A 23,535-nucleotide genomic window follows, 5' to 3' on the forward strand; every position below is an offset into this window, starting at 1 on the left:
ATTATCTTAAAATAATGTAAACAACGCTAGTTTATTCTACATTTTATCATTTTTTAATCATTGATAATCTTTTATGATATATAACTCAAACTCTACTGAAACCCAAGAGGCAAGTTTAAAGGCAATATCCTTGTGAGCAAAAGTCCCTCCTCCTCTTCCCAATTTTACAATTTCAAAAAAACTATACACACAACCTAAAAACACCCTCACCAATCCACCTTTTCCGCATAATAACAACATAGATAAAAGCTTATGGAAAATACTGATATAAAAGTCCCCCTAAAGAGAGTACAATAATGTTTTCCGACGGTGTATTCTTTAACGTCTAATAGAACGATATTATGAAATTTTTTCAGCTATTTGTTTATGGTACGCTTAAAAAAGGATTTCGCAACCACGCAAAATATTGTAGTACTGCCATTAACATAGAGCTTGCTTATGGATGGGGACGCGTTTATTCACTTGATGAAGGTTATCCTGTCATGGAAGTACCTTCTCAGTCTATTTTAGCAAGAGGTACTGACTCCCCCTCCTCTGATGTTTTTTTACAAAAGCATCAGTATTTTTTTGAATCACCGACAGGCGACTGGGATATGGTACAGGGTGAGCTTATCCTATTTAAATATCCCGACAAAGAGATTCCCCCCATTGATGCACTAGAAGATTTTAACCCTGAAGGGCAAAAAAACCTCTATGAACGTGTTCTCATTACCGTTAAAACAGATAATGGCTTTGTGAATGCGTGGACTTATATTATGAAAGGGTCTCGTCATCTCGGCAAGCGTGTCCCTCTCAATAAGGAAGGGGTTATTGAATGGGGCTATTCGGCTATCTCAAATGAAACACTCTCTTATCATTCTTAGCAGGTAAAACGGGTATTATAGTAGGATAATATTCGCTACAATAATAAGAACAGCTGGTTTTTTATGATGAATGCAAACGATATTCTCTTTTTTGGTGACACTCATGGCGGGTTTTATCATTGTTTAAGTGTAGTTGAGCAGATAAAGCCAAAAGCAATTATTTTCTTGGGTGATTTACAAGCCCAAACACCCTTACATGATATCTTAAAAGATGTCATGACGCTCACCGATGTTTGGTGGATTCATGGTAATCACGATACAGACTCTGTCGATATTTATGATAATTTATTTGAAAGTCAGCTAGCCGATAAGAATCTTCATGGTCGTGTAGTCACTATTGCTGGTTGGCGAATTGCTGGTTTAGGTGGTGTTTTTAGAGGTAAGATTTGGACACCTATTCAACGTGGGTGGAGCTTTTTTTCTCAACAAGAATTATTTGAACAAACCTCTCCTCGTACCCATTTCAGAGGAGGAATAGGGCTTAAACATCGTAGCTCCATTTTCCCTGAAACATATATGGCACTACGAATGCAAAAAAGTGATATTTTAGTTTCTCACGAAGCACCCTCTTGCAATCGATTTGGTTTTTTAGCAATAGACCGCTTAGCACGTCAAATGGAAGTCAAAAAAATTTTTCATGGCCATCACCATGATACTTATGATTATTCAGGGCATTTCTCTCGTATGCATTTTGAAGCCTATGCGGTAGGCTATCGTGGTGTTAGTAATTTAGCAGGAGAAATTATACGTTCAGGAGAAATGGATGGTGAGTTTAGTGACCGAGTAGCGGTTTATCGTTCATAAATCAATTAGAAAATATGACTCTTTCTCTGCATATTTACCTAAGCTCTTTTTAATTCTCTCTATCCATTAAAATACCGCTTTACCCAATCCAGTGTTTGCTGACTTTCAAAATAGCGTTTTTCTTGGGTTATGGGATCAATAAAAGTAATAGATCGTGCTAATAACTGCAAGGGTTGCGTGAAATCATCTTCTGCTCGGGCAGGCAATAGTGTAGGATAAAATTCATCATTTAAAATGGGCAATCCTAAGCCATTCATATGTACACGTAATTGATGCTTCTTCCCACTTAATGGGATTAAGCGATAATGCGCCATACCTTGATAATGCGTAATTACATCAATAATCGTCTGACTATTTAGCGATTTATCTCCCATTAACCTAGCAATAGTTTTTTGTTTAGATGACAATAAAAGTATGTGTTTTTCTTCTTGTGTTAAGGGTGTTTGTCTAGCCATACGCTCTTGCATAGTAAAGTAAGTGGTACTCTTTTCAATATCACTTTCTCTTAATAAAGGAAAGTTTATACTTGAACAAAAAGGTGCAACACATTCATATACTTTATCAATATCTCTACTTTGAAAAAGGGTCTGATACATCCCCCGATAAGCAGGATTCACACAGAATAACAATACCCCTGCAGTATCCCTATCTAAGCGATGCAAGGGGCTAATCTCATCATTACCTAACATTTTGCGTAAACGGATTAATGCCGTCTGCTGCAAATAGCGACCACCAGGAATACTGGCTAAAAAATGCGGTTTATCCACCGCCACCAAGTACTCATCCTGATAGAGAATTGTCAATTTAAACGGCACTTCAACTTCTTGCTCTACTTCTCGATAGTACCATAACCAAGTATCAGCAAGGTAAGGACTATTCAGGGTATAAGCAACACCCTTTTCATTTACCATATCCCCTTTTTGTAATCGTACTTTAATAATATCAGGGGATAAATGGGGAAACCGTTCCAACAAAAAATCTATTAAATATTGCCAATCTCCCTTAGGTAAATATAATCGACTAGCACTCACACCATCTCGGATAGGCAGAGGGCTTTTGATAGGATTACTGTTCATCAACAACCCCTAAATGATTAGCAACAGCTCGTTCAAAAAACATCTGTTGAGAAGGTAGTCGATTAACTCGTTTATTATTAATCACCATCGTTGAGCTTCCCCCTCCATCAAGATTAATCGCATGAGGGACGTTGAGTTGTTTAAATAATTGTGCTAACTGGTTTAGTGTATAGCCCTTAAATTTATCTAATCGTCCTTCCACAACAACAAGATATAAAAAACGCTTATCTTGACTAAGACCAACTGCTGTACGAGGATGACGGCTCTTAGCATTACGATGGCAAATGGCAGGACTACTTGGCGCACAACGATACAGTCCATTTTGTAGGCTTTGCCAACCACTGATAACAATATCCCATTGCTTTTGATAAGGTGTTAATTGGTTAAATGGTTCAATTAAACATTGATTCTCTTTTGTACACGCTAAAAAACTATACTGCTTTTGATCTTTTTTAGACGTACGCCATGTTCTTTGATGTGAATAATTTAAACCTAAAGGATTCCGATTTTCATCAAAAAAAGAAGCATTAATAGCAACAGTGGTTTTATTTTTATAGGCAAAATTACTCGTTGTATCACTATTATGCGGTAATGTTCCAAGCAATCGAATAGAAGGGCAACTCAAATCTATCTTACTAATATGAATATGCCCCTGTTGTCGTGTTTCATAGTGAATACAAGGGGTTATTTCTCGACTGATAGACGGTTCAGCCCTAACAGATACACTACTTATGATCAATATTATTAAACATAATAAGTGCTTTATCATATTTTTCCATTCTTAAATAAATAGTAAAAGGTAGATTATATCGCTTTAACAATAAATTAAGAATTTTAGAATCAATAAATTATTTACTTTTACATAGATTATCTATAAAACAAAATATTCACAAACCCAGTTTCTATACGATATAAATTAAACACCTAATACCGTATATCAGCAGCATGAATAATCTGAATACCATATTCTTGACACAATTGTCGCGTTATTTCATCATGATCAGGTGTCACAGGTGCACATAAATCCCAAATTAAAAACGTATTAAATCCTTGTTCTTTTGCCCCTTGTGCTGTCCATAAGACACATACATCTCGTGCTAAACCCACGGTATAAACATTTTTTACCTCTTTTTCTTTGAGATAGCCTGCTAATCCTGTTGTCGGTCGCTCTCCCTTTTGATTAAAATTTTCTTGGAAAGCACTATAAGAATCAACTTGGGGATGACACCCCTTACGCAAAATTAAATCCATATTATCCCAGTTAATCGTAGGATCAAGTGCCGCCCCTGCAGTCCCTTTTATACAGTGATCAGGCCATAGCACTTGAGGATGTCCATAGAGAGAAATTGTATCAAAAGCCTTTTTCCCCTCATGCTGACTGGCAAAAGAAATATGATGCGCAGGATGCCAGTCTTGTGTAGCGATATGATAGTCAAAATATTGTGCATCAACCAAATCCTTAACCCCTTTCAGAATACTATCCGCTTGATAACACGCTAATGCTCCCCCAGGTAAAAAATCAGTTTGAATATCCACTACAATAAGTGCTGATTTAGCTAAAGACATCATATACTCCTTTTATCTTTGTATAGTTAGGACTTTACTATTAATTAACCTATATAGAACATTAAAATAATAGAGTAATTGACTAAATATAGTATTTCCATCATAAGATACTATTCAATTTAACTGAAATAGTGTAGTAGAAGATACTCTATTTTTTATACAGATAAAAATACTATTATGCTATATTAGGAACAAAGATAAATACTGAAAATAATCATTAATAGAGTGATTTTTATGTATAAAATCTATATTTATACCCTATTTTTCTAATACTATGGCTTCCTCTAACAATATATCCTATTACTCAATACATCTTACTAATTGTTGAATATTAGGTAATTGTGCATCTAATTGAGAAGGATTAACCATCACTTCTTTTCCAAGGACATTTCGCTTCCCTGATGGTAAACAACCAATAGGAATACCCAGTGCACCAGATACAACAGAGGCTGTATTTGCATCTCTTACCTCATATTGGAACATCTTTTTAAAACTAGATTTACTTGTTGGTGTACCAGCCCCTTCAGGATGGATACAAAATAAGTTAGCATTTTTTGTCCATACTTCATAAATCTCATTACCAATTTCCTCTACAACTGTTTTAAAGGCAGTAGCAGATGCTTTTGCCATGGTTGTTAAACGATTTCCCACATACATATAAATCTGAGGTAATGCAAGTTTACTTCTTAGTGCTTCTGTATAAAAATAAGAACTGACATCACCCACATGACGCTTAACTCCATAAACAAGGGATAACACTGATCTTACTGCTCGTTTTGAAGAACCATCAGCCGAAAAAGGAATAATCAATCTATCCGCAGCAGAAAGTGCTAATTCGGTATAAATAGTAAAGCTTGGATTACAGTCAATAAATACAATATTATCCTCATAATTCCATGCTTTTTGAATATCACTAATAAGATCTCTTACCCAAAGATGGACTAGTCGCCAAGCATCGCTCACATTAGGTGCTTGGGTAGCATGTAAAATACCAGAAGCTTGAATTTCTAACTCTTCATCTCCAACAACTAAATATACATTATCAGGTACATAATGATTAATCTGATTGACCTGTGTAATGTATTTGATAGCACTATTAATTTGTTTATAAGGACTGATTAATCTTTCTGAGATATAGCCAGAGATAGTATTCTTATTAGGCTGAGAATGAATTTTTTCAAGCTCTTGTTCTCCTTTCTCAATACCCCCTAATAACATAGAAGAGGAATTAGCTTGTGGACATAAATCAACTACTAATACTTTTTTTGATGGATGTTGCTTAGCATACTCACAAGCAATTTGAAAGGTAAGATAGCTTTTCCCTACACCACCTTTATTATTCCAGATTGCATAAATAGACATCATATTTTCCTATCAAGTGTATTGAGTTGTATTACCTTTTTGTTAAGTGTACTACTTTTTCTGTTTAACATATCATATTTCTCTTAAAGATACTACTTTTTCTAGTTTTTTATTCTTATTATCCATTTAAAATATTACTAGGGTATGTAGATACTAACCCTCATCACTCTCTATACGATTTTTTTCTAATAAAGCCTCTCTCATTTGTCGCAATTGCTTTAAAGCTTCTGCTTTAGATAAAGACACAGAAGGTGTTATACCATTTATTGATAAGGCTTGTCGATGGTCTATCACCGTTGTATCAGGTGATAAATGTGTGATTGCTTGAGGAATAGCTTTTGCATCTACACTATCATCAAGGTAGAAATACAGTGTTTTCTTCGCACGCGTAATGCCAACATAAAAAAGATGTTGAGATAACTCATCCATCATATCAAAACCTTCTTTGGAAACACCATAAAACAGCACTTGATTATATTCACGTCCTTTTGCTTGACTAATAGTGGCAAATCGTAACCCTTCTCGCTCATTCCATCGTTTACTAAGCGCTATCGCTCGCTCTTGCCATTGTGCAAGGGTATAACCATATTGTCGGGCATCTGCTTTTAACCCTTCCCAAGAGGCTCTACTTATTTGATCATATATACGGTGAGTATTCAGCTGCCAAAGTCGGGCACTTTGTTCTAACCATTGCATAACCTCATAGACAGGTGTATTTTCTTGATTTGTTGCACACCAATAAAGTAGTGCTTGCCTAAAATGCTCATCATAGGCTTTCTGACGGTTTTCTTGTAAATGTATATCAAAATACATTCTTATACTTTCCATACTAGGCTTATGCAGTATCTCTTGCTTAGCTGTCTCATCTAATAAGCACTGTGGCAACTGTAAAAATTGGGTTAAATCAAGTGCCAAATTTTTAGAAAAATGAGGAGCTTTAGTATTCAATAAATAGGGGTAACGTAATACCATTAATATATTCAAAATAGCAGGTGCTATAGAATGGTTTATCCCTAAAGCTAGTTTATGGTTCGTTTGACTAAATAAGGTAAAGGCAGCTCTCATCTGTGTTGGAAAATCTTTGGTGATAATAAGCGTTTCTTTACTGATTTTGGTAAGCTCTTTTACAGATAGCGTCTTAATCGTACTACTATGCTCTGCCAAAGATTGGATAGGGCGATGAATAATTGAACTGGCTAAATTAGCAATATTTTGTGCATAGCGATAAGATCGATTGATTTGTTCTGTTTCTGCATTTAATTGACGCACAAACTGATCAAACACAAAACTCGTATTAGTCCCTCGCCAAGCAAAAATATTCTGAAAGCGATCACCCACGGCAATAACGGTTTGTGCTTGTTGGTTAAGCTGTAACAAAAACTTTAATTGTAAAGGGGTAGTATCATGAAACTCATCAATACACTGTAAACGGTATTTTTTACCAATTCGAGCAAGTATTTCACTATCTTCAATTAATTGCAGTAAATCAAAAACTGACTCACTGAGTAAGCGAAACCCCTGTTCACCTTGTTGGTATGAAGAGGAAATCTCATCATGCTCAAAAACAGACTCTGACTGATAAGGTGAAGGTCGCCATGTTTCACGGTAATTATCATACGCATAAAATACTCTTCGTACTAACCGCCAATCATGATGAAGTTTTCCTAATAGAATTTCTTCTAGCATATCATCATCATGATACTCAAAAGCACATGATGCACGGAAAAAATCAATATCACTCATTAGTGCTTGCATTGTACTAGGCGTGATAGGGGCAGGAGGAGCGATATCCATAGAGGAAGAAGTCATTATTTGTGCTACCACTTGTTGATAAAGCAATGGTAAAAGCTCTCGTTCAACCTCTTCACGACGTAGAATAAACCGCGTATCCCCTAACTGCCTGAGAATACGCATAGCAAAGCCATCAATCGTATAAACCGTACTATTTTTAACTTGACGACTTTCAAGATATTGTTGCAGCACGGCATAACCCGTACGGCTAAAAGTCAATAACAACGCATCATTGGGGTTTAATGAGTGTTGCACAGTATCGGCGATATAACTTGTTTTACCACTACCAGCAACACCTTCAACTAATAATGCTTTCATCAACGCTTCCTTTTGGATGGATAATACTGTTATTAACAACCTAATACAGGTAAAGTGCTATTTGTTGCTTAGATTAAGAGAAATATAAGAAGATTCTATTTCCTGCAACAAATAAAAAAGTATCAGTAGCTTATTTTGACTACTGATACTTTATTTTATAATTAAAATGGTTATTGACTCACAAAAGCCCGTTCAATCACAAAATCACCCGGTGTTGAAGTATTACCCTCTTTAAATCCTCGTGCCTCACAAATTGCTTTTAAGTCAGCTAACATAGCAGGACTACCACAAATCATCACACGGTCTTCCGCTGGGTTAAGTGGGGGAACACCTAAATCTTCAAATAATTTACCATTTTCAATTAAGGTTGTCATACGACCTTGGTGATAGAACGGTTCACGCGTAACGGTAGGATAATATTTAAGTTGCTTACTCACCATTTCACCTAAAAACTCATGTTCTTTCAGTGTTTTGGTAAACATATCATAATAAGCTAATTCATTGACTTGACGCACACCATGTACCAGAATCACTTCTTCATAGCGCTCATAGGTTTCAGGATCACGAGCAATACTTAAAAAAGGTGCTAAGCCTGTACCCGTTCCTAGTAAATAAAGTCGTTTGGCTGGTAATAGATAATCCAATACCAATGTACCAGTAGGCTTACGACCAATAATAATCGAATCCCCTTCTTTAATGTGTTGTAAGCGAGAAGTTAGTGGACCATCTGGCACTTTGATACTTAAAAACTCAAGATGCTCTTCATAATTAGGACTTGCAATACTGTATGCACGCAATAATGGTTTACCATCAACCATTAAGCCAATCATCGTAAAATGCCCATTGCTAAAACGTAATGAAGGGTCCCGAGTAGTTGTAAAACTAAATAAACGATCCGTCCAATGGTGAACGCTAAGTACTTTACCTTCTAAAAATGCGGATGCCATAACGCAACTAACCTTTTCGATTAATAAGAATAATTCTCTATTGTAACCAAGAAAACCTTTTTAGGTCTTTGAGATAAGTCAATTGAAAAGAAATAGCCACTTGGTAAAAAGTGGCTGTCTCAATATTCTCCTTTCTAAAATAGTCAATTACTATTTAAAAGAAGAGGTAGATTTAATTACTCTGCTGGATTTTGAAAGCGTTCTACTAACTCATCCCAACGAGATTCAATATCACGTTCTTCCATTAACTTAATAAATTGTCTGCCACGAGTAGTAAGTATTTCTTCAACATCCTCTTTTGTATAAACCTGTTCGTTATAACTTATTTTTTCAACCTGATCAATGGTTTTACCCTCTGGAGCTTGAGCAGTAACAGCAAATAATAAATCGTTATCTTTCATCTGGAAGAACTGACTTTCTATCGCCGACTTGTGCATATCATCAATAATTAAATCAATATCTGCTTTATCCTTATCGGTAGGTAGAGGCATTTTTTCTGATTTAGCCATTACCGTAAGCACATCAAATGTAAATTGTTTTAACCATGCTGGGTTTAGAACGAATTGTAAATCTAATTTTTTGAGTGATTTTAAATAGATTTCCTCTGGAGAAGTCACATTGAGGTCTTTTGGTAAGACAAAATCTAATTCTGCCTTCACACTAGAAGCACCAGCTTTATTACGCAATTGGATAGGCCCATATTGAAGTTTCGGATTTTGATTAAATATCGCAATAGCCTGCATACCTAATTCAAATAGACGTGACTCTAAGAATGGTTCAGGGCTTAATAATTCTTTTTGTGCAATAGCAGCATTAAAATAGTTAAATGCAATTGCATAAATTGTCCGCCCTAATGACTTAATAGCACCTGAATCTAATTGATAGTAACCAGCATCTACTGAATACGATCCCAAATCTACATCATTAATCAGTACTTGCTCTGCTTTTTGTGTAGCCGAAATATCAAGACCTTTACCATCATCTGTTACTTTTTGGGTATCCTTAACACGATGAATAGCAATAGACGTTTCTTTATCGCCAAATCGATAATAATCAGTATCTGATTGCGTTTCTACTGAAAGATTACCCTTTTCATCTAATTTATAATGCATCTCCATATCAATTTTACCCAAGTGATTAAATTCTTGAGGAATGAAGCCACTTGTGTTTAACCAAGCAAACTTACTTGGTTCCATTTCGATATGGAAATAACTATCCGTTAAATCCTTTTTGGCATTAAATGAAATTTTTGTTGCCCCTAACTGTAGATTTTCTTGAGAGATATTAATCGGAGCAATACCAACATAGCCCTTGGCTTTACTGTCATAACCATAAACATACTCAATCACAATAGGTTGTTCTGATTGAGTCACCGTAAAAATAGCTTTTGTTAAATCATTATTGATGAGGGTAATTTTGCTCGCATAATTAACAGGTAAGAAATGTCCTTTTTTAAGGGCATTTGGTGGGAATGGACCATGATCAATACGTTGTTGAAGCAAAGGGATTTCTTTTCCTTCTTCATCTTTAAATTTAATCATATATTGGCTTGTAAAAATACCAGATTGCGTTTGTTCATAAGAGAAACGAACAGACTGTTGAAGCTCTTGCTCAATATACTGATTAAGTTGTTGAATATCGCTATCTAGTCGTGCTTGGATTGTATTACCATGAATATGGCTAGCCACTGGATACGCAATAATAAGGGCAATCGCAAGCCCACCCATAAGATAACGTTTACGCATAATATGTCCACTGAAAATAATTAAAAGATACAGTATTTTACTCTAGTTTTTATTTTAAATTATTTATGTTCTCAGTCAATTAGCGTAATCATGCTATTTTTATAGCAAATACTTTTTGAATCGTTTGAATGAAAATAAAAAAGAAACTGATAAAATATTCAAAGGCTATTTATTACTTATTTTTACTATTTATCAGACAATAATAGGATTCTTTTATATGAAAACCATTTATTTAGCTGGCTTTGATGTTTTCCGCCAAGATGCGGTTGATCATGGTCTTTTTCTTCAGCAGTTATGCCAGCAATATGGATTTAAAGGAAGTTATCCCTTAGATAATACCGCACCAAGCCATTTAACAGGGCAAGCATTAGCTCAATGGATTTATGAGGCAAACATTCAATTAATTCAGCAAGCTGATATAGTCATTGCCAATGTAAACCCTTTTCGAGGATTTGAGCCTGATTCAGGTACTGTTTTTGAAATCGGTTATGCCAAAGCACTCGGCAAAACAGTCTGTATTTATACCGAACAACAGAAAGACCTACGTACGCAAGTCCCCCACAAAAATGGGATTGACCAACAGGGTTTTATCGTAGAGAATTTTGGTTTAAACCTAAACTTAATGATTGCTTGCAGTGTTGATTACCAAGCCCCTACTTTTGAAGCCTGTTTACAATACCTTGCCAAACAATTATTAATCGGTAAATAGTGCCACTAATCGTTATCCTTTCACAAAACGATTCAACTACTTTTTCAATGCCAACATTGTGCCTCGACATTGATGAGAACCACAAAGACAACGGTATTCCTGTTTACGTTTTTGGGTAAGTCGTCCTTCTATACTCAAGCAGTAATCATAAAAAAGCTCTTCCCCTTTTTGAATATCTCTCAAAGCATAGATAAAAACACGTTTACCCTTTTTACTTTCTTGTGTTTCACAATTTGGGTTACAGCTATGATTTATCCATCGAGCATCATTGCCTGCTTGTCCTCCATCAATCACGTTTCCATTTTGAAGAGAGAAGAAAAAGGTATGAAAGGGGTCATCAGGATTAACCGGAAATAAGGCATCCGCTTGTTCTGCAGTAATACGTTTACCACCATATTCCATAATTCGCGTACCCGCAGGAATATCTTTAAGGGCAAAGACCCCTGTTCCATGCAAGGTAGATTGTTTTACCTCATGCCAAGGGTAGCCTTTAATTTTTTTTAGCTTAGGGGTTTTAATCATCTTTTTTTACACCAAAACAATGTGCTAGTGTTGGAAATGTTCCTGCTCGGACTTCTTCAGCATATTGTTTAAAGCCTGCTCGTATGCTGGCTTGTGCATCAGCAAATTGTTTTGCAAATTTAGGAATACGAGGACCACTCAAATTAAGAATATCTTCTGTCACTAAAATTTGACCATCACAATCAGGAGAAGCACCAATACCAATCGTTGGAATAGGCACATTTTCAGTAATACGGCGCGCCAATGGTTCAGCACTCCCTTCAATAAGTAAACCAAAAGCCCCTGCTTGTGTATGTACCATCGCATCATGATAAATACGGTCTGCCATTTCGGGACTTAATCCTTGCGCTTTAAAACCACCCATCGTATTAAAATATTGTGGCATTAATCCAATATGCGCCATAACGGGAATGCCTCGCTCTGTTAAGAACTGTACCGTTTCTGCGAGAAATTCACCCCCTTCCATTTTGACCCCTTGTGCATTACTATGTTTAAGAATGTAAGCGGCATTACGAAAGGCTTGCTCTTTGGATTCTTGGTAGCTACCAAAGGGCATATCCACAATCACACAGGCTTTTTCGGAAGAACGTGTTACCGCTAAGGCATGAGCAGTCATCTGCTCAACGGTAATTGCCAAGGTATTTTCCATGTTATACCCAACCATTGCTGTTGAATCACCAACAAGGATTAAATCGACAAATTCATCCATCATACGAGCAAAGGGGGCGGTATAAGCCGTCAAACAAACAATTTTTTGTTGCCCTTTCATCACTTTAATTTGAGGGATTGTGGTTCGTTGTATTGTGGTATGTGCACTCATCTTTAAACTTCCAATGGATAAGCTAATCAGTCAATAGCATAACGCAATTTGAGGGAATAAGATAGCCCCCATAATACCTGATTCTCAATCATAAGCAAATCGCTCTTTTAGTGCTAATAAATGGTATTGCTCTAAAATGGCTAATTGACGTTCACGAGCGCTTCTTTTAAAACCACCTACTTTTTTGGCAATAATTAGCTCATTTTTCATAGAATGTTCCCAACCAACTAGCTCGGTAACTGTTACTTGATAACCTCTAGCCTCAAGCTGTAAGCACCGTAATACATTTGTTAAGTGTGAACCAAACTCTCGTGTATGAATAGGATGCCGCCATAATTCAGATAGCGGTGTTTTCCCCAGTGTTTGCCCCTTGGTTTTGCGGAAGATAGAAGCAACCTCTGCTTGACAACAAGGAACCAAAACCATATACCGAGCATGACGAGCCAAACCAAAACGAATCGCATCATCTGTCGCTGTATTGCACGCATGTAGTGCAGTTACTATATCAACTTTATCAGGAATATCTTGTGTTGCCATAGATTCTTCTACAGACATGGCTTTAAAAGACATTCCTTGTGCAAAACCTAGTCGCTCTGCAAGATGCTGTGATTTCTTTACCAAATCGGCTCGTGTCTCAATACCATATACATGAACATTCGCTTTATTCTTTAAATATAAATCATAAAGGATAAACCCCAAATAAGATTTACCTGCACCATGATCGACTAAATTAAGGCTATTCTTATGCTCAATAACATCTGCCATTAAGGGCTCAATAAACTGATATAAGTGATAAACCTGTTTGAGTTTGCGGCGAGTATCTTGATTTAATTTTCCCTCACGCGTCAAAATATGGAGTTCTTTTAATAACTCAATGCTTTGCTCTGGTTTAATCTCAGGAATAAGTGCTTGATTCATTGTCATTACTTTATATTTAAACAGTCATTGAGAAAATTCGTGTCTGTGGTTTATCTGCTAGCATACGCAAATCAAATGCCATACAAATATTTCGAGCAAAAACACGCCCTAATTCAGTAATATAGAGGGCATTCTCTTTAATCTCAATTAATCCATCTTGTTGCATTTCTTTTAAGCGATCTAATACTGCTGGTAAAGCCGTAAATTGTTGCTCTGGTTTATCCCAATGGGTTTCTAATAAACACATTAAATTAAGAATATGACGGCGAATAATCAAATCTTCTTCCGTTAAAATATGCCCTCTAAATAAGGGAAGTTCATTGGCTTCTAAACGAGCATAATAGGCTTCGAGCTCTTTTTCATTTTGTGCAAAACCATACCATGAATCACCAATTGCCGACATACCCAACCCTACCATTAACTGTGTAGAAGAAGAGGTATATCCCATAAAATTACGATGGATTTTTTTATTAATCATCGACTGGTATAAATCATCTGTCGGTAATGAAAAGTGATCCATACCAATTTCAATATAGCCAAGCTCTTGTAGCAAGGCTTTACCATTTTCATAAAGGGCACGTTTTTCTTCACCCGAAGGAAGGTCTTTTTCATCAAATCCACGTTGTCCTACCCCTTTAATCCAAGGCACATGGGCATAAGAATAAAAAGCTAGGCGATCAGGTTTTTGTGCAATAGTACGGCGAATGGTACTTTCCATCGATTTCCATGTTTGGAAAGGTAAGCCAAAGACTAAATCATGGCTGATACTAGTATAGCCAATCTCCCTTGCGGCTGATGTTGCACTCTGTACATTCTCAATAGGCTGAATACGGTGAATGGCTCTTTGTACGATAGGATCATAATCTTGCACACCGAAACTAACACGTCTAAACCCTAGATCATATAAGGTTTGTAGGTGTGTTCGTCGCGTATTATTGGGATGCCCTTCAAAGCTAAGCTCAGGTTTTGCATCTATCTCAGCAGATGCAAAAATGGTTGTTAATAAGTGTTTAAGATTTGCTTCACTAAAGAAAGTTGGCGTACCTCCACCAAGGTGTATTTCTTTAATATGGGGTTTACGTCCAAATAGGTTTAAGTACATTTGCCATTCTTTGAGTACGGCTTGGATATAAGGTTCTTCTACCGTATGTTTTTTGGTAATGCGTTTATGACAGGCACAGAAAGTACAAAGGCTTTCACAGAAAGGCAGATGGATATAAAGGCTAATACCTTCTTTATCATTGGATTCATCAAAACTACGTTTAAGTGTTTTTAAATAAGCTTCTGTCGAAAAGCTTTTTTCATCCCAATAAGGTACAGTAGGATAACTCGTATAGCGAGGCCCGGGGATATTGTATTTACGGATTAATGCTGTTTTTTCAGGAAGATTGCTCATAAGTAATCGTATAGACATAAACGGTTTTTTCTTATCTATTTTGATCAAGAAAAATAGGTTTAAGTAAATATTATCAATATGGCGTATTTTAACAGAAGGAAAATTGCAATATAGGGAATATATAAGATAGGTATGGGGATATTAAATAGGTTTTGTTATCAACTATTTTTCTATATGTTAAAAATAGCGCTAATATTACTCTTTTTTAAAAAATATTTATAAAAAAGCGACTTAATAGATATTTACTAAGTCGCTTATAATTAAAACAGATAATGTGTTTATAGGCTATTTTTTACTTGTTGATTGTCGTGTTGTTTTTTTAGCGACTGTTTTTGAAGCCGTTTTACTGACCGTTTTACGAGCAGATTTACTTGCTGTCCCTCTTTCTTCAAACTCAAACCCTATTTTACCTTTAGCATCAAGAACAAGATAGGCCTTAAATTTACGGTTAGTACGGTTAGAAACAAAGTTTTCCAATAAATCTGTTTTGCCTGTTGCTAATAATTTACTCATCTGCTCTTCAGAAATTTCTTGCTGTAGAATCACTTTACTAGATTTAAAATCACACGGTTTTTCTGTATTAGCAGATTGATCACAAATATAATTCATACCTACATCAAAGATATGCCCCTGACCACATTTAGGGCAGCTACCTAATGGACGTAAAGCCGAGAAATCAATATCTTCTTTGCTGTCTTCTTCACTCTGACCAAAATCAAACTCAAGTTTATTATCTTCCGTTAATCGTAAAATAGCAGAAAAGGGTCGTCCTAGTTTACTGATAAAGCCTGATAATGGCCCAATACTTCGTTCATTCAGTAACGTTTCAACCTCTTCTGTTTCAAAATTACGTCCACCTGGATTTTTGGTAATTGAAAAATCACAATGCGTACACGCATAACGGCGATAGTTCTCTTTAACAACATGACCACATACAGGGCAAGGAGTTTTCAGGGTAACATAATCCCCTGGAATCGTATCATGCTCATATTCCTTGGCACGTTTTACAATAATTTGAGTACTCTGTGCAATTTCCTGCATAAAGAGTCGTCTATCTAATGTACCCTGTTCAATTTGTTTCAGCTTATGTTCCCATTCGCCAGTAAGTTCTGGTGAAGTTAATTCCTTGATATTTAAACCATTCAATAAGGTCATTAGTTGTCGCGTTTTAGTCGTAGGGATTAAATCTCGTCCTTCACGGCGTAAATACTGATCGGCAATTAAACCCTCAATAATCGTTGCTCGTGTAGCAGGTGTACCTAAGCCTCGTTCAGACATGGCTTCTCGCAATTCATCATCTTCAACGAGTTTACCCGCTCCCTCCATTGCACTAAGTAAGGTCGCCTCAGTATAGTGTGGTGGTGGTTTGGTGGTAAAGGCTTCAATACGAACTTCTTCTGTTTGTACTTGTTCATGCTCAGCAACAGGAACTAAACTTTCTTCCCCTTCTTGGGTTGTACGTCCATAGACTTCTAACCAACCTGCTGACACCAATACTTTCCCCTCTGTTTTAAAGGGAATTTCTCCTACTGTCGTTATTCGAGTAGTCACTAAATATTCAGCAGGCGGATAAAATATCGCCATAAACCGTTTGGTAATCAAATCATATACTTTCGCTTCAGCATCACTTAATTCTTTAGGTACTTGTGAAGTCGGAATAATCGCAAAGTGATCAGATACTTTTTTATTATCAAAAATACGTTTATTGGGTTTTACCCATGCCTTACTTAAAATTTGTTTTGCAAAACGAATATGCGGTTGGTTAATACTTGAAGTGCTTTCAGCAATTTCATGCAATGTCTGATTCACCGTATTAATATAGTCTTCTGGTAAATAACGTGAATCTGTACGAGGATAGGTAATGACTTTATGTCGTTCGTACAATGCTTGTGCCAATGCCAAAGTTGTTTTAGCAGAAAATCCAAAGCGAGAGTTGGCTTCACGCTGTAACGAAGTTAAATCATATAATAAGGGAGAAGCAGAGGTTTGTGGTTTGGACTCTTCTGTTACGTGTCCTGTTTTATGCTGGCAAGCCATCACTATTGCTTTAGCAGCTACCTCAGACCAAAGACGGTTCTCTTTTTTATCGGGATCATTTGGATCTTTTTTGAAGTTTTTATCAAAATAAACCCCTTCATAAATGCCTGCTTGTGCAACAAAGCTAGCATGGACTTCCCAATAATCTTTGGGTTGGAATTGGCGAATTTTTTGCTCACGACCATAAACAATCGCCAATGTCGGTGTTTGTACTCGCCCAATCGGTGTTTTAAAAAAACCACCATCTTTACTATTAAATGCCGTCATGGCACGTGTACCATTAATACCAACTAGCCAATCGGCTTCAGCTCGAGAACGGGCAGCCGCTTCGAGCGGTTTCATACTTTCATCTGATCGTAAATGATGAAATGCATCCACAATTGCCTGCTTAGTCATTGACTGTAGCCACAATCGTTGAATCGGTTTATTCACCTTGGCATATTGCACAATATAGCGGAAGATTAACTCACCTTCTCGCCCTGCATCACACGCATTAATAATCGCATCAACATCTTTACGTTTAAGTAATTTCACCAACAGCTTTAGTCGATCTTGCGATTTTTTATCAGCAGGTTGAATATCAAAACCATTTTTTGGAATAGCTGGTAAATGGGTAAATGACCACTTACCTCGTACCACATCATCAGGATTAAAGAGCGTTAATAAATGCCCGACACTTGACGATAAAACATATTGATCATTTTCAAAATAACCATCGTGCCGCTCAAAACCACCCAATGCCCTTGAAATATCTTGAGCGACAGAGGGTTTTTCTGCAATAATTAAAGTCTTAGCCATATATGTCCTGCTGAGTGGAAAAAGTTGAGGGTATGCATTAATATGCCTTTTGAGCCTATCTCTCTATACCTTCTCAATACCAAATAATTGGGATAATACGAGAGATAAAATACTTTTGGCAAGTGGAAAAGCATTTTTTAAAAAATAAAGCATTTATTTTTGATAAAAGTTCAACAAAGTAAACTTTTTATCATGGCTCCTCTATACATAATAAGAAAAATCTATACTTCTTAAATTCATTCGCCTATTATCCACTAGGAATAAGAAAAATAGGGTATATCAAAGTAGGTTTTATCAATACAGTGAGAAAGAAGAAAAGCAACTCGTTTCTATTCCTATTATTTTTGATCTGTATATTTTCATCATAAACTTATATGATGATTACTTTTATACACAATCACGCTAAGCGGTTTAAAGACCAAACCGATTTGCCCATTGCAATATAGCCTGTGCCCAAAAATGATCGACAGAATGGCTTTTAAATGACGCAAATCCTAAAGCTAACCATGCTTTCTCTAAACTGCTTAGTGCATTATCTAAACAAATCGCTGGAGCATGATTCTGTTTAGATAGTTTACGCCCTTCATTATCTAAAACAAGTGGTATATGCAAATATTTAAAAGGTTTAAAGTTAAAATAATTTGCTATCACTATCTGTCTTTGTGTGGAATCCAATAAATCCTGCCCTCTGACAATATGGGTGACTCCTTGATCATGATCATCAATCACCACAACAAGTTGATAGGCAAACAAACCATCTGTGCGCTTGATAATAATATCACCAATCTCTTGCTGAACATGTTGCTGTTGTAAGCCTACATAACGATCCTCAAAATGGATATATTCATCAGGCATTATTAATCGCCATGCACGAATCGGCTTATTTGTCCCTACCCGACAAGTCCCCATATAGGGGTATTGCCCTTGCTCATGACGCTGATGCGCTATTGCACTATCGGCAATTTCTTTACGCGTACAGGCACACCCATAGACAAGTCCTTTTTCTTTTAATTGCACAAAACACGCTTCATAACGACTTACTCGTTGAGACTGCCAAATCGGTGATTGATCCCATTGCATCCCTAAACTTTGTAATTGTTGCATAATAATATGATCAGCTCCTTTAACCACTCTAGGCGTATCAATATCCTCTATGCGTAGTAACCATTGCCCGTTATTTGCTCGTGCATCAAGATAACTTGCCATTGCTGCTACTAATGATCCATCATGTAGTGGCCCACTTGGACTAGGTGCAAAACGACCAATATAGGGAGCATATGTATTAGAACTTGTCATAACTATTTTTTAAAATAAGACCGTATATGAATAACCCTGTTAATGTAGCGCTATTATAGTGGTAAATACCCAGACTATTAATAGCTATATACAAAAACTTGTTTTACCATCCACTTTTTTTGAGATGATTAAAAGGAATATCAAGCGAGATATCGTTAAGGGGTTTCTATCGCAACATAATTTCTTTATATTCAGCAAATAGGGGTTTCATTTATATCCCTATTGTATTTCACAACAAAACATTTACAATAAGAAAGGTTATATAGATTATTACACAGGTATAAAGTACTTTATACTTTTATCAGCATATTTTTATAAGGGTTTCCTATGTCATCAACCATCCCATCTACTCATGCATTAATGGATATTACTGCTCGCCCTGATATTATCTTTACCAAGGGAAAGGGTTCTTGGTTAGAAGACCATACTGGCAAGCGTTATTTAGATGTGATTCAAGGTTGGGCAGTTAATTGTTTAGGGCATAATCCCCCTGAAATTATCACTGCCCTTGAAAAACAATCTCACTTATTAATTAACCCCTCCCCTGCTTTTTATAATGAGCCTTCTCTTGCTTTGGCTAATCGCCTTGTGAATGCATCTGTTTTTGATCGTGTCTTTTTTGCTAATAGTGGTGCAGAAGCCAATGAGGGTGCGATTAAATTAGCACGAAAATGGGGACAAAAATATCGTCAAGGGGCTTATAAAATCATCACCATGGATCATGGTTTTCATGGTCGTACACTCGCTACTATGTCAGCCTCAGGAAAAGAGGGTTGGGATAAAAAATTTCCCCCTCAAGTCGATGGTTTCCCTAAAGCAATACTCAATGATATTGCATCAGTACAAGCCTTAATAGATGATAAAACAGTTGCTATTATGCTAGAACCAGTACAGGGAGAGGCGGGTGTTATTCCAGCAACGGTTGAGTTTATGCAAGCCTTACAGACACTGTGTCAAACCCATGGAATATTACTGATAGTTGATGAGGTACAGACAGGCTATGGACGGTGTGGTGAGCTATTTGCCTATCAATATTATGGTATATCACCCGATATCATGACACTGGGTAAAGGTATTGGTGGTGGTGTTCCTCTTTCTGCTCTGCTCGCTAAAGAGTCTGTGGCAGTTTTTGATCATGGTGATCAAGGGGGTACTTATAATGGTAATCCTCTGATGACAGCAGTAGGGGTTGCGGTATTTGATACCCTTATGCAAGAGGGATTTATGTCAACTGTCCGTCAGCGCGCGGAACAATTATCAATAGGATTAATGGCTTTGTCTAAATATCACAGATTACAGGGAGAACGGGGTATCGGTTTATTACGAGCCTTATGTTTAGATGGAAATTATGGCAACGATCTTGTACTAGCCGCCAGAGAAGCGATACCAGAAGGATTGCTTTTAAATGCTCCTCGTCCTAATCTACTACGCTTTATGCCAGCACTTAATATCACTGCAGAAGAAATTGAATTATTACTCAGTCGCTTAGATACATTAATAACCACTATTCGAACTTAACTTAATTATATTTATTACTTAAAAGGATATACCTTATGCAGAACCATCTATCCCCAGCATTCAGTGCCAATGGTTGGCGGCACTTATCTAATGGTCGCTTACAACATATCAGTGGGATTGAGTTTGAAAAAAACTTTAATGAACCCGTACATTGTGTGAAAGAATCTCTACCCGTCTTTTTTCAGAATCTTAAACAAGAAGGGGTTGATGTGGTTATGGCAGAAAAACTCTTTTTTAAACTTAGCCAGCAAGCACAAGAACATTTCATCGGTTTACATTAATAGACATATTAAATTATTTTGAACTTAAATTATTAAAAAGATAAAGTCTGTATTAGACAAATATGACTGTTTATCTAATACAGTCCTAAAATACGCTATCTCTATAGCATAAAGTCGCTATCTTACATTATTTAAGCATACCCTCTTCTCTATTAATAGGTATGAGAGTTTAGGCTATTAAGTATTACTTTTATACTTTTTAATTATAGATAGATATTTGGTATTAAAGACACTTATATATTTTCTCATATATCCTTTGAATTTAAACTTATAAAGCCGTTTTTAAAATACTGTTATACTGAATACATATTTATTCACTTTTTATTAATGATTATGACAACATTACTCACCCAACTTTCCCACCTAGGCACAGCTGTATGTGATGAAAAACACCCAAGAGCGCCTGTTGCCTTACCCGCTATCCGTACAAGCACCGTACGATTCAATGATATTGATACATTACACGATACCTATCGCCGTCAAGCAGCTGGTGAACGTATTGTTGGCTATGGTCGTATGGGGATGGAAACGCATGCTGCTTTTGAGGAGATGATGTGTGCCTTAGAGGGTGGTAAACGTGCTTTTCTTGCACCATCTGGTTTAAATGCCATTGCGATGGTTTTACTCAGCCTTTTAAATGCAGGTGATCATATGCTTGTAGCGGATTGTGTCTATGGCCCTGTTCGCCAGATGGATGAAACCGTTTTAAAACGTATGAATATTAGTAGTACCTTTTGCTCTATGCGAGATATGGTAGAACTAGAATCAAAAATCCAATCGAATACCAAAATTCTTTACCTAGAATCACCGGGTTCTTTATTATTTGAGATGCTTGATTTACCTGCTATTGCCGCTGTGGCTAAAAAGCATAATCTTTTAGTGATTGCTGATAATACCTGGGGATCGGGGCTTGCCTACCGCCCTCTTGATTTAGGGGCTGATGTGAGTATTGTTGCAGTAACTAAGTATATTGGGGGGCATTCTGATTTATTAATGGGAGCAGTGGTTGCCAAAGATGATGCCATTATTAAACGTATTGATACGAATCAATATGCTTTAGGGTTTTCAACCAGTGCTGATGATGTATGGTTAGCTATTCGAGGGGTTCGCACTTTAGATGTACGCATGAAACGTCATGCTGAAAACGCCTTAAAAATTTGTGAATTTTTTGATCAACAAGCAGAAACACTCCAAATCTATCACCCTGCTTTTGAGAAAGATGCACATCACGATTTATGGAAACGTGATGCCCTTGGCTCTAATGGTATGGTATCAGTTGCTTTAAACTTGACAAAAGCACAGACCAAAGTATTTGTCGAATCCCTTAAACTCTTTAGTATTGGCTATTCATGGGGTGGATATGAAAGCCTTATTGATATGGTTAATACGGACTTTCTAAAAAATCATGCCTATTGGAATCCAAACTATCCACATTTAGTACGTATGCATATTGGCTTAGAGTCACCAGAAGATTTAATACAGGATTATCAGCAAGCCTTGGAAAAGGCGAGAAAGGTGTAAGTTGAAAGATAATGCTGAATAGTTACTTATATCATTCAGCATTATTTAGTCTTGGTAATAACACCTTATAAATAGATAGAAATTTATTATAGACAAGTTAAATTCATAGCTGAAGAGTAACACAGTCAAAACTAGATTTTTACTTTAAGAGATGTCTTATAGCTCTAAGCACTTTATGATAGCAATTATTCAAATTGTCCTCTATTACCTAGATCATCTATACCGTTAATTTATCTAATCGTATCCCCTTAGGAAAGAACTAATGGATTAATCAATTAATATTTCCTTTAGTTTCTCCCTCATAAATGGTAAGGATAGGTAATAAATTATTGTATTTAATGTTTAAGCCATTTGTTCATGTAAAGCAAACACCTTTCCAGTATAAAAGTGACGCTATTTTTCTTGAGAAAAAGATTCTACACAATCTTGATATATTTGTATATATTACCTTATTTGCTAATAAAGTTGAAATTTGATATCTTTGTTATTATGTAAGATACATAGAATATTTCATAACGTTTTGATATATTGTCGTTGATGATCAACGTGCAATACTGTACATCTTGTACCATAAACTTATCAAAACATTGCTCTTCTATTTTAAATTTAAGCAACTCAGTAATCCTTAATACTCATAATTATTAGTTTAAATAATGAAAAACTAACACATTATCTTTTTTCATCAAAACATTCATCCCATCTTTCTAACTTCAGGAGTATTTGTTACATGCACAAGAATTTATTGAAGAAGAGTGAATTATTTGTTTAGAAATTATGACTTTAACGGTTTCTTATCCCATACTGTTTTTTCAGTATAAATGAAAAGGGGAGCGAGTAGTTGCCCAATGGTAGCATTTGATGTACGTTATGGACCAAGTGCTACGATTGAAAATGGTTATAACGTTTTTTTAATCGAGTCAAATAATTCAGATACTTTTATTGACAAAATCGTTGAACTACTATTAAACAGTGAAATGAATCAGCTCTTTTCAGAGAATGCCTATGCTAGTATGCAGAAAGTTTAGTGAAAAACAAGTTACACAGCTTTGGCAAGACTTTTTCAAAAAAGAAGAAAGTAAAACATCTATCATTGAATAATATCTACCCTTTATTACAAAAAAATGCCGTCAAAAATAACCGTACTTTTAAGTGATGAATTGTGAAATGATGTAAGAACAGGTTGTGTGTGTCCGTTATTACATAAAAATAGCTATTTTGTGTATTTATTACATCATAAAAAAAACGGT

General features: G+C 36.2%; 21 protein-coding genes. 7 read left to right on the forward strand and 14 right to left on the reverse strand.

Features of this window, described 5'->3' with window-relative positions; translation table 11 throughout:
- Positions 1–57 precede the first annotated feature (57 nt).
- On the reverse strand, positions 58–240 hold the full coding sequence (locus tag F9B76_RS10535; protein WP_201289287.1) for a KilA-N domain-containing protein: 183 nt from the start codon (positions 238–240) through the stop codon (positions 58–60).
- Positions 241–341: 101 nt separating this feature from the next.
- Here F9B76_RS10535 and F9B76_RS06220 point away from each other — a divergent pair, with 101 nt between their 5' ends.
- The gene (locus F9B76_RS06220; protein WP_159991327.1) at positions 342–863 is read left to right on the forward strand and encodes a gamma-glutamylcyclotransferase family protein; all 522 of its coding nucleotides are present in this window, start codon (positions 342–344) and stop codon (positions 861–863) included.
- 63 nt (positions 864–926) lie between these two features.
- Complete coding sequence (locus F9B76_RS06225; RefSeq protein WP_243140619.1) at positions 927–1,667, forward strand: metallophosphoesterase family protein; 741 nt, start codon at positions 927–929, stop codon at positions 1,665–1,667.
- 59 nt (positions 1,668–1,726) lie between these two features.
- On the opposite strand, the gene F9B76_RS06230 is transcribed toward F9B76_RS06225, so the two are convergent.
- The 7 genes from F9B76_RS06230 to F9B76_RS06260 all read right to left on the reverse strand — a co-directional run bounded on the left by F9B76_RS06230 (position 1,727) and on the right by F9B76_RS06260 (position 10,472).
- A complete protein-coding gene (locus F9B76_RS06230) occupies positions 1,727–2,743 on the reverse strand; it encodes a pseudouridine synthase (RefSeq protein WP_159991328.1) in 1,017 nt (338 codons plus the stop codon).
- A complete protein-coding gene (locus F9B76_RS06235) occupies positions 2,733–3,512 on the reverse strand; it encodes a phosphodiester glycosidase family protein (protein ID WP_159991329.1) in 780 nt (259 codons plus the stop codon). Before F9B76_RS06235 ends, F9B76_RS06230 begins: the two co-directional genes overlap by 11 nt.
- Positions 3,513–3,667: 155 nt before the next feature.
- A complete protein-coding gene (locus tag F9B76_RS06240) occupies positions 3,668–4,312 on the reverse strand; it encodes a nicotinamidase (protein ID WP_159991330.1) in 645 nt (214 codons plus the stop codon).
- A 297-nt stretch (positions 4,313–4,609) separates the two neighbouring features.
- Positions 4,610–5,674, reverse strand: a complete 1,065-nt coding sequence (locus F9B76_RS06245; protein ID WP_243140620.1) for a ParA family protein — start codon at positions 5,672–5,674, stop codon at positions 4,610–4,612.
- A 150-nt stretch (positions 5,675–5,824) separates the two neighbouring features.
- Complete coding sequence (locus F9B76_RS06250; RefSeq protein ID WP_159991331.1) at positions 5,825–7,780, reverse strand: UvrD-helicase domain-containing protein; 1,956 nt, start codon at positions 7,778–7,780, stop codon at positions 5,825–5,827.
- Positions 7,781–7,950: 170 nt separating this feature from the next.
- On the reverse strand, positions 7,951–8,727 hold the full coding sequence (locus F9B76_RS06255; protein WP_159991332.1) for a ferredoxin--NADP reductase: 777 nt from the start codon (positions 8,725–8,727) through the stop codon (positions 7,951–7,953).
- Between the two features lie 176 nt (positions 8,728–8,903).
- Positions 8,904–10,472, reverse strand: coding sequence for a DUF945 family protein (locus F9B76_RS06260; RefSeq protein WP_159991333.1), 1,569 nt, complete (start codon positions 10,470–10,472; stop codon positions 8,904–8,906).
- A 217-nt stretch (positions 10,473–10,689) separates the two neighbouring features.
- Here F9B76_RS06260 and F9B76_RS06265 point away from each other — a divergent pair, with 217 nt between their 5' ends.
- On the forward strand, positions 10,690–11,181 hold the full coding sequence (locus F9B76_RS06265; protein ID WP_159991334.1) for a nucleoside 2-deoxyribosyltransferase: 492 nt from the start codon (positions 10,690–10,692) through the stop codon (positions 11,179–11,181).
- A 36-nt stretch (positions 11,182–11,217) separates the two neighbouring features.
- On the opposite strand, the gene F9B76_RS06270 is transcribed toward F9B76_RS06265, so the two are convergent.
- The 6 genes from F9B76_RS06270 to gluQRS form a co-directional block, all read right to left on the reverse strand.
- On the reverse strand, positions 11,218–11,703 hold the full coding sequence (locus tag F9B76_RS06270) for an SET domain-containing protein (protein ID WP_159991335.1): 486 nt from the start codon (positions 11,701–11,703) through the stop codon (positions 11,218–11,220).
- A complete protein-coding gene (gene panB / locus F9B76_RS06275) occupies positions 11,696–12,523 on the reverse strand; it encodes a 3-methyl-2-oxobutanoate hydroxymethyltransferase (RefSeq protein WP_159991336.1) in 828 nt (275 codons plus the stop codon). The genes F9B76_RS06270 and panB overlap by 8 nt, the downstream gene beginning before the upstream one ends.
- A gap of 84 nt (positions 12,524–12,607) precedes the next feature.
- Complete coding sequence (locus F9B76_RS06280) at positions 12,608–13,441, reverse strand: class I SAM-dependent methyltransferase (RefSeq protein ID WP_159991337.1); 834 nt, start codon at positions 13,439–13,441, stop codon at positions 12,608–12,610.
- A gap of 16 nt (positions 13,442–13,457) precedes the next feature.
- Entirely contained in the window at positions 13,458–14,837 is a 1,380-nt protein-coding gene (hemN, locus tag F9B76_RS06285) for an oxygen-independent coproporphyrinogen III oxidase (protein ID WP_159991338.1), read from the reverse strand.
- 285 nt (positions 14,838–15,122) lie between these two features.
- Positions 15,123–17,672 carry a DNA topoisomerase III gene (locus tag F9B76_RS06290; protein ID WP_159991339.1) on the reverse strand — a complete coding sequence of 850 codons (2,550 nt, stop codon included), beginning with the start codon at positions 17,670–17,672 and terminating at the stop codon, positions 15,123–15,125.
- Between the two features lie 411 nt (positions 17,673–18,083).
- A complete protein-coding gene (gene gluQRS / locus F9B76_RS06295; RefSeq protein ID WP_159991340.1) occupies positions 18,084–18,968 on the reverse strand; it encodes a tRNA glutamyl-Q(34) synthetase GluQRS in 885 nt (294 codons plus the stop codon).
- Between the two features lie 327 nt (positions 18,969–19,295).
- Here gluQRS and F9B76_RS06300 point away from each other — a divergent pair, with 327 nt between their 5' ends.
- From F9B76_RS06300 to F9B76_RS06315, 4 genes are all read left to right on the forward strand, one after another.
- Positions 19,296–20,486, forward strand: coding sequence for an acetylornithine transaminase (locus F9B76_RS06300; RefSeq protein WP_159991341.1), 1,191 nt, complete (start codon positions 19,296–19,298; stop codon positions 20,484–20,486).
- A 35-nt stretch (positions 20,487–20,521) separates the two neighbouring features.
- On the forward strand, positions 20,522–20,767 hold the full coding sequence (locus tag F9B76_RS06305; protein ID WP_159991342.1) for a hypothetical protein: 246 nt from the start codon (positions 20,522–20,524) through the stop codon (positions 20,765–20,767).
- 333 nt (positions 20,768–21,100) lie between these two features.
- Positions 21,101–22,288, forward strand: coding sequence for a trans-sulfuration enzyme family protein (locus F9B76_RS06310; protein WP_341477955.1), 1,188 nt, complete (start codon positions 21,101–21,103; stop codon positions 22,286–22,288).
- Between the two features lie 845 nt (positions 22,289–23,133).
- The gene (locus F9B76_RS06315; protein ID WP_159991344.1) at positions 23,134–23,313 is read left to right on the forward strand and encodes a glycosyltransferase; all 180 of its coding nucleotides are present in this window, start codon (positions 23,134–23,136) and stop codon (positions 23,311–23,313) included.
- Positions 23,314–23,535 lie beyond the last annotated feature (222 nt).

The sequence above is a fragment of the Pelistega ratti genome, assembly GCF_009833965.1.
Classification (GTDB): domain Bacteria; phylum Pseudomonadota; class Gammaproteobacteria; order Burkholderiales; family Burkholderiaceae_B; genus Taylorella; species Taylorella ratti.